Origin of the sequence: Mycolicibacterium brisbanense (assembly GCF_001570425.1) — a bacterium.
Classification (GTDB): domain Bacteria; phylum Actinomycetota; class Actinomycetes; order Mycobacteriales; family Mycobacteriaceae; genus Mycobacterium; species Mycobacterium brisbanense.
Genome location: NZ_BCSX01000041.1, coordinates 64,810 through 71,500, shown reverse-complemented (window position 1 = coordinate 71,500; position 6,691 = coordinate 64,810). Strand labels below are relative to the sequence as shown.

The window sequence follows — 6,691 nt, the reverse complement described above, 5'->3', positions numbered from 1 at the left end:
GGTCGGTCTCTCGAAGAATCACGCGATGACCTTCAATCATTCGGCTACGACACGCCGGTACCACTGATCAGGTCCGGACTCGTACACCACTCTGCTGGACACAACCGCGCGTCGATCGGATCCGACTTACCTCGAGTACGTGCGGACTTGCGGGTGGCGGCCATCAGTTTGGTGGGAACCCGCACCACCTTTTGCCCGACGCCGAGCAGGTCACGTTCCAGCCTGGCCGACATGTTGCGGCAATCCTCGATGCCCCAGAGCAGCTCGGTTCCGAACTGCTCGTGCGCCCACAGGACAGCTGTACGGTGTCCGTCGGTGGTGGCCTTGACGGTCTTCTCGCCGAGTTTGCGTCCGACCTCGTCGATCGCGACAAAGGTGTGGCTGCGCTTGTGTACATCGGCTCCAACAACACGATGGTGGTTGCCTCCTTCAGTCATGAAGAGGGGTGTGTTGAGGTTGGGCCGGTCGGCGGACACTTCTCAACTGGGGGCGGTGCCACGCTCCTATCAAGTCACGCCGTCCGGTCCTTCACATCTGATGCCGGCACTACTGCTGAACGCCAACCCCCGAAGAGGGGGCGGCAGACGCGGAGTGAGCCAGACATCAGATGATCCGGAACCAACCACCGCACGCGGTATCTGTCACCTCGACACACCGCAGCACGGCCCCCTCACCATGACACTGAGATGGGAAGGTCGACCGTGACCCCCGGAGACTGCTGGGCGGGTTGTCTCCGGGCGAGCCATAGCCCGCGTGGTGAGGGCGGTCCAGAGGTCTACGACATGTCGACGGGTTCGGCGACGTGGTTCGCCCGCTCGGCAACGGCAACGCCCGAACCAAACGTGACGCTGTTTAGGTGTAATCGACCGTTGGAGTCCCGAGCGGTGTCACGCATGCGAGCCCGCTGAACCCGCGCCAACGGCGGGCTACCGGGCGAGATCGCGAGTTGTGGAGCAGGTCGAGCGCTACGATTTGCCGAATGCGGTACGAAATCGGCTGTCAGGCTTCGGTCTACTTCACGCCGGTCGTCGACATGTGCGTCCGGATGCCTAGCAACCGACTTAATCGGACCGTCCGCACGCGCATCACCGATCACAACTGGCACCACTCATTTCATTACGACGTGCTTGAGCCGGCATCGGCGGGCGCCACACAAGAGTTGTCTCTCGTCGCCTGGTCCGAACGACTATCGAGGCAGTCCACACCAGTGTCCGACCCGATGTCAGATCGTTGGTAGACGGTCCGTGGCCACCGCCGACCCAGACTGCCCGTTCTGCCGGATCGTTCGAGAAGAGGACCCGAACGTCCGTGAGGTGTATCGCAACGATCAAGTCGTAGCGTTCTTTCCGCCGGAACCCGCAACTCTCGGACACACCCTGGTGATCCCCTGTAATCACATCGCCGACATCTGGGCTTTGGACCAGTACACAGCAACCCATCTGGCACACGCCAGCCTGGCGATTTCACGGGCTATGAGGACAGCGTTGCATCCTGACGGGCTGAACCTCATCCAGTCGAACGGAAAAGCTGCCACCCAGACGGTGTTTCACCTACACGTGCACATAGTGCCCCGCCGAATCAGAGACCACATGGGACAGATTTGGCCTCCACAAACCCACTACACAGAAGACCAGAAGGATGCCACGTGGGAGCAACTCCGCCAGGAGTGCGATCGGATTCGGGACGTGGATGACTGACCAACCTGCTGAAGACCGTCGCAAGCATCTCGACCACATCCAGGCCCTCATCACCCGTATGTCGGCGGCGTCGTCGACGGCAAAAGGGTGGCTACTACCGGTGGTGACTGCCGCCTATGGGTATGCCGTCACGAAGCACGCGTCCTCCGTGGCGCTGCTCGGTGTTGCAGCGGTTGTTCTGTTCGCGCTCATGGACGCCAACTATCTCCGCCAGGAGCGCGGGTTTCGTCGTCTTTATACCGCCGTGGTCCACGCCAAGGTGCCCTCCTACTCGATGAATCCCGCAGATGCCGACCAATACCAACTGGCCAGCTGGTGGGACCTCGCGTTGCGTCCGTTTCGCTACGTCATAGGACGGTGGATTCCGGGTCCCGCGGTGTGGTTTTCATGGTCGATCGCGCCGTTCTATGGAACCCTGCTTGGGGTGGGACTGTACATATACTGGCATGCCAAGTGAGCTCGTTTCCTGCATCGCGATAGGGGCGTCGCCTCGCGATCGAATGCTTCCGCTCGTCACTCACGTGGCGCTCGGTGCTCGATGTCATCGACGATGGCGCGGGCGATCGTCGGGTAAACCGTGCCGCTGTAGAGCAGCTCCTGTAGCGGCGAGTCCATACCCTTGGCCAACTCGCGCGCTGCTCCGCCGGGATACCCCAGGGCATAAGTTGGATTTGACGGCCGCTGCTCCCTGAAGAGATCGTATTCGGCGGGGATTCCATTCATTCCGCCGATGAAAATGGCTGCGTCGGGCTGAGTCTCGTTAAGCAACTGGCGACGCATCGCCGCGAGACTCTCCGGTGCCTGCGCCGGATCCGGTGGCTCGCCGGGGGCCGCCGGTGTGGGAATGATAATGCCGATGCGTTTGTCGTTGAAGCGTGAAATGGCCTCCGGCATTCGCCCTTCGAATACCTCCGATTGGTACACGATAACGAGGGAACGAGCCCGCTCGGGCAGTTCGGCGGCGATGTACAGCAGCAGTGGAGCGATGGTCGGATGCGCCGCAGTAGCCAGCCTCGCCCCCGCGCTAAGAATCGCTCGGCCGACAGCGACGACCGCGTCGGTGATCTCTAGCGGGTCGTACGGACCCGGCCAGCGGGCCGGGTTAGGGATGCTCGCGGACAGGAAGACGGTCCTACCCGCGAGTTTTCGCTCCAGCGCCACGTCGACGATCGGTGTGTCGCTCACCAGGCTCCCCCAACGGCATTGTCAGGAATAAGATGGAGGTCACGGTCGTGAATTATCCATTCGAGGTGGGTTCGCGTGTTTTCGCGCAGATAGCGCGCGGTGTGCACCAGCATCGCGCGCGCATCGGGGTCGATGATCGTGCGCGTCTGATCGATGCGCTGCAAATCTTCGGCTGCCGGAGTCCGCGGGGTAACACCGACAATAGAGCGACGTGTCGGAAACATGACGTCAAGCGACCAGTGGCGAAGCGGAATACAGGTCGCTCCGGCGCCACGGGCCGCGTCTTCGACGCTGCGCACGAGATATCGTCGTCGCCTGACGAGCGCGTGTGCGTGCGCCTTTTCCACCTCATGGATCACACGGTCAAGTGCAGTCGGGGTGAGGACATCGTATCCGTGCGCATCTGTGGCGAGGTCAGCGGCGCTCAACGTTATCCGCGGCAGGTCGCCACTGCCGGGGATCGGCTTGGGGTCGTCGGGCCACCTTACGATTTGCAGTCCCATCTGGTGGCTCAGGGCGTAGTCAACTTCGTCGAAGACCCATTTCGAGCGGTGCGCTTCGGGCGTTTCGAGAAGAAGCAGAAATGCGTAGGACTCTAGGGCATCGGCAATGTGAGCCTGGACATCGTCACCTGGAGGCACCGCGAAGCGATCGATGAACGGTACAAAGCGGTGGTGTGCCAGCTGGTCATGAAGTTGCTCCGCTGCCCCGAGTCCGTCTTCACGCTTATGGCTGATGAACACGCGCCGATTGCGGTCTTCGATTCCGAGTTCCTCAAGGAGCACCCGGGCCAGCCGTCGTTCAGGTCGGTCTCCGGACCACTCGAAGCCATTAGCGTGCGCAACGGGAACCGGAATCACCTCGTGGAAGTTGGTGAGGTCCTCTACCACCGGGATGACTACGCGACCAACACGGATCGCGTCGACGATCGCCTGCTTGACTTTGTCGCTGTCTTTGGCGGCGGGGCCGGCGAGCACCACAGCTACCGACGGCGCGCGGGGGTCCGGGTTAGACCCTGTGAACTCCACGGTCACATCCAGATGCACGCCGACAGACCGCAGCTCGTTCTCAATAGCGCTCCTCAGATCTGCAGACCAAGCTTTACGATCGACCTGAATCATTTGGATCTGGTACGTCACCGCCATAACAAGTCACTCCGCAATGAGATATTCCATATTCATTCGTTCATCGCACCGAGGGTTCGCGGGCGTGCATCAGCCCTGTGTAATCGCAGGTCGTCCGCGACGAGATAGGCTCTGGCCGTCTGGTCCTAGAACGCATCCCCATACTCCCCTGTTCCGACGTTGACGTCGGATAAGCATAGCCCGGAGACGTTCACGGGCACGTAGACAACAAGACGATCCGCATCGCGACGACCTCAGTCGCCTCAGGCTTCCCACACGCGGCCCCACTGTGCCAATGGATGGGTACGCCTTCGACTTTCGCGCGCCAGCGGCATGCTGTTTGCGAGGCTGGCGGCACATGCGGCTGCCTGCCGCCACATACGGGGCAAGCGTCGTGGATGCGGACAACGGCGAATTCTGGGATGACCTCCCCGCTCATATTCGACAGCGGATGCTGGTGCCCGTTATTGGGCCTGAGGTCACTGTCGTAGATGGCGACCCGCCGGAACAGACGCTCACCAAGCTTATCGGCCAACGCCTCGCTGAAAAGTATGAGCTGCATAAGTAGGCCGCGATACGCACCACGGATGAAGTTGTCTCAGAGTTGCTGATGAAACGAGCGCAGCATGGGATCCGTTTGTACGTTATCTCGGTTAAGTTGCGTTGTTGACCAGCTCCGCGCTCCGCGAAACGCCAGGACGGAATATGCGCTAAAGCGCAATATCGCCTTCGCGCAATTCCACTTCCACGAACGAAGCACCTTGTGTCGTCAAATTAGCGATCCGCCAATGGCTCAACGACTTTGCATGGTATTTGGCATATTTCGGATGATAAATCGAAATACCACCGGTTCTTCATTAAGTTCGTCGGTCGCGCAAAGGGTTCCTCTCAGACTGGCAGATAACTCACGTGACAGAGGCGGACCGATACCGCCGGTGGTGTGCAACAAGTCCGCAGAGTTGGCTCACACCAGTCGCCAGCCGCAGATCCGAAGGAATCCAACGGCAATCGCTCGCCTTTTAAGGCGAAACAAAAATGTGCGGCTAGGTTCACCGCATCGTCAAATCCTTGTCGAGCTGGCGCATTCCATGCACATATTGACACGATCTGCCGCCATGCTTAGTACCGGTAATACTAGGCAGCACCTACTGCAGTAGAATTCCCCCGATTTTAGCTTAGGGCGCCTACGCATTGCCGCTATTTTCCGGCAGAGCGCGTCTGCCAAGTCATCTAACTGTGGCTCGAGCGGCTGCGCGTCTACAATGACAAAAGACCCGATATTATTCGTTTCATCAAAAATTGCCGCTCTATTTGTCAGCTCAGTGACAACGGGAATCACCGTCTCGGTGCCGAATCGAGCGTGGAATTGACGGCTTTCGAATCGAGTCCAGACTCGATTGGGGTATTCCGGCGAGAGAAAGCAGACAATAAATGTCGCTTGCGATCGATATATTGGTGCCAAGTACTCTTCGACATTTGCCGCCAGTATGCGCTCTTGCTCGAAAGAATCGAAGAATACATGGAGTTCGCGACTGGCGAGTTGGTGTGCTAGATAAGCGGCTTGGTCACGACGGTCTGATGCAAACGATAGCGCGAAGTCGTACTTGTCTTCGAACTCGATGTTCAAGAACCCAGCCCGGACTGCGAAATGGGTCCAATCGAGGTTGCTAAGATAGAAATGAAACTTGGGATCCTCCGCCGAAAGAAACTTATTTCGCTGATCAAAATGTAATAGCGCCTTGAAATCGGGGTCACTATCAATGTGGTCAGCCAGATGGCCTCTGCCGATGACGGCGGAAATGCTCGACTCCAACTCCGGGTATTGGTTTATTAGTTCCGATACTCTAATGGATCTGTCTCGCGCTTCCGAGAGCCACTTTAGTAGATGAAGATAAGGTGCCCGCCCCTCTGGATTAAACCGCGGCCCTGATGCAAAACGTATGGCGATCTCTGTATAATGAATTGCCATTGCATCGACAATATCGCTGAGTATCCTGCTGAACGGGTGCTTCATTACCTGGCGGCTGCGCTTCTGCTCGAGGATCCCAGACAAGGTGCAACATTTCTGAGCCAACAATTGCGCAATCTGAAAGCTGCCGCGCGCACTTGCTACAATATCAACAATTGGCAGGTCCGCATTCAAGACAGCCGCACCCTCGCTTACCAGACGACTGACCTTTTGATCCGATGAAGTCCCAAACCGGATGATATCAAGCCGGCTCATGAGATCTCTTGCGAACCTAATTAAGGAACTTCCTGCATTGTTAATACCAAGAACAACGAGCTTAGCATTTGCGGACTCTTCATCCGCTAATATCTTCATCCGGTCAGCTACTCTTTCGCGTAGATCATCTGGCAGTCGGTGGTAATCATCGATGGCCACAATGCCGATGTCATCCATCTCCAACGCGGCCAAAAGTAGCTCACGGTCGTCCCGCTTGCGCGCGCTCAATATGAGGATGTCATTGAGCTTGAGCTCTTCAACGGCTTTGATTAGAGCTGTAGTTTTTCCGACTCCAGTCGGTCCTTCAATGACCAACCCTCTTCCCGGGGTTCTCAACGCGACGAGAAGTTCTCCGTACTCGTCTGGCTCCACGAAAGTATGCGTAGGTACCCCAGACGACTTGAATACTTCCTCAAGCCGTGGCATATGATGCATCCCGCTATTGAATCAAACTGGCAGCC

6 protein-coding genes and 1 pseudogene are annotated in these 6,691 nt (G+C 58.2%); 3 read left to right on the top strand and 4 right to left on the bottom strand.

Annotated elements, in window-relative coordinates:
- Positions 1-107: 107 nt before the first annotated feature.
- Positions 108-437: pseudogene (locus RMCB_RS24150) on the bottom strand (IS110 family transposase); the annotation flags it as partial.
- Positions 438-1,244: 807 nt separating this feature from the next.
- On the opposite strand from RMCB_RS24150, the gene RMCB_RS24145 reads away from it, so the two are divergent.
- Positions 1,245-1,697 carry an HIT family protein gene (locus tag RMCB_RS24145; RefSeq protein ID WP_084388598.1) on the top strand — a complete coding sequence of 151 codons (453 nt, stop codon included), beginning with the start codon at positions 1,245-1,247 and terminating at the stop codon, positions 1,695-1,697.
- Complete coding sequence (locus tag RMCB_RS24140) at positions 1,690-2,154, top strand: hypothetical protein (RefSeq protein ID WP_062830795.1); 465 nt, start codon at positions 1,690-1,692, stop codon at positions 2,152-2,154. The genes RMCB_RS24145 and RMCB_RS24140 overlap by 8 nt, the downstream gene beginning before the upstream one ends.
- 56 nt (positions 2,155-2,210) lie before the next feature.
- Here the strand turns inward: RMCB_RS24140 and RMCB_RS24135 are convergent, their stop codons facing one another.
- Both RMCB_RS24135 and RMCB_RS24130 read right to left on the bottom strand, forming a co-directional pair.
- Positions 2,211-2,882 (bottom strand): Thoeris type III anti-phage system protein ThcA, encoded by a 672-nt coding sequence (locus RMCB_RS24135; protein ID WP_062830794.1) that lies wholly within the window; start codon positions 2,880-2,882, stop codon positions 2,211-2,213.
- Positions 2,879-4,027: a Thoeris type III anti-phage system protein ThcB4 gene (locus RMCB_RS24130; RefSeq protein WP_062830793.1), complete on the bottom strand. Its 1,149-nt coding sequence runs from the start codon at positions 4,025-4,027 to the stop codon at positions 2,879-2,881. The genes RMCB_RS24135 and RMCB_RS24130 overlap by 4 nt, the downstream gene beginning before the upstream one ends.
- A gap of 373 nt (positions 4,028-4,400) precedes the next feature.
- Between RMCB_RS24130 and RMCB_RS36100 the strand changes: the two genes are divergently transcribed.
- The gene (locus RMCB_RS36100; RefSeq protein WP_165606317.1) at positions 4,401-4,574 is read left to right on the top strand and encodes a hypothetical protein; all 174 of its coding nucleotides are present in this window, start codon (positions 4,401-4,403) and stop codon (positions 4,572-4,574) included.
- Positions 4,575-5,066: 492 nt separating this feature from the next.
- Here RMCB_RS36100 and RMCB_RS24120 read toward each other — a convergent pair whose 3' ends face one another.
- Positions 5,067-6,602: a TIR domain-containing protein gene (locus tag RMCB_RS24120; RefSeq protein ID WP_165606316.1), complete on the bottom strand. Its 1,536-nt coding sequence runs from the start codon at positions 6,600-6,602 to the stop codon at positions 5,067-5,069.
- Between the last annotated feature and the right edge of the window lie 89 nt (positions 6,603-6,691).

Excerpts from the sequence above, each read along its gene's own strand:
- RMCB_RS24140 (WP_062830795.1), top strand. The coding sequence starts at position 1,690 with ATGACTGACCAACCTGCTGAAGACCGTCGCAAGCATCTCGACCACATC.
- RMCB_RS24130 (WP_062830793.1), bottom strand. The coding sequence starts at position 4,027 with ATGGCGGTGACGTACCAGATCCAAATGATTCAGGTCGATCGTAAAGCT.